The sequence below is a fragment of the Roseovarius sp. D22-M7 genome, from assembly GCF_037083785.1.
Classification (GTDB): domain Bacteria; phylum Pseudomonadota; class Alphaproteobacteria; order Rhodobacterales; family Rhodobacteraceae; genus Roseovarius.
Map to the genome: position 1 here is coordinate 1 of NZ_JBAPKY010000201.1, position 819 is coordinate 819.

Below are 819 nucleotides of genomic sequence, written 5' to 3' on the forward strand. Positions count from 1 at the left end.
ACCGGCAGGCCCTTCGCGACGCGGTGGTGGGTTACAACGCCGAGGGGGTCGCGGGGCTCTGTGATCGCCCGACGCCGGGCCGGCCGCAGGCGCTGACGGACGCCGACCTGGCGCGGTTGTCGGAGCGCATCCTGCGCGGTCCCGACCCCGAGACCGATGGGGTGAGCCGCTGGACGCTGCCCGACCTCTGCCGCTGGATCGAAGAGCGCACGGGCAGGCGCCTGCCGCCGCAGATCCTGTCGGTTCGGGGCCGCCCTCGAACCGGTGGCTGGCGGGCCCTCACCCTGCGGCGCGAGGGGGTCTCGCGACAGAAGACCCGCCCCACCCATCCGGAGACCGACAAGGAAGCGCAGCGCCGCTTGTGACAAAAGGGGGCTCCAGACAGCACTGGAGAGCGCCACCCAGGTCCACCCCGGCAAGCGGATAACCCTCTGGTTTCAGGATGAGATGCGCGTCGGCCAGAAGGGAAGGCTCTGTCATCGCTGGTGGACGCGCGGCAAACGCCCGCCGGGGGTGCAGGACCAGCGCCACGAATGGGCGTATCTCTTCGGCGCCGCCCGTCCCGGCGGCGGGGGCGCTTTCGCGTTGGTCCTGCCCACGGTCGACACCGATACGATGCAGATCTTCCTCGACCGCTTCGACGCGACGCTGGCCGAGGACGAGCATGCCGTCATGGTCGTGGACGGCGCAGGATGGCATACGACCAGGGCGCTTGTGGTTCCGCCGAACGTCACGCTCGTGCCGCTTCCGCCCTATTCACCCCAGCTCAACCCGATGGAGCGGGTCTGGCTTTACCTGCGCGACCGGTTTCTCTCCCTG

The 819-nt window shown here is 70.1% G+C and carries 2 protein-coding genes; both read left to right on the forward strand.

The genetic code is table 11. From position 1 onward, the window contains the following. A partial coding sequence (locus V8324_RS22130; RefSeq protein ID WP_336422028.1) for a helix-turn-helix domain-containing protein occupies positions 1–365 on the forward strand: 365 nt, incomplete at its 5' end. Further along, positions 265–819, forward strand: a 555-nt coding sequence (locus V8324_RS22135) for an IS630 family transposase (RefSeq protein ID WP_336422029.1), incomplete at its 3' end; no start/stop codon positions are given. The genes V8324_RS22130 and V8324_RS22135, both read left to right, overlap by 101 nt.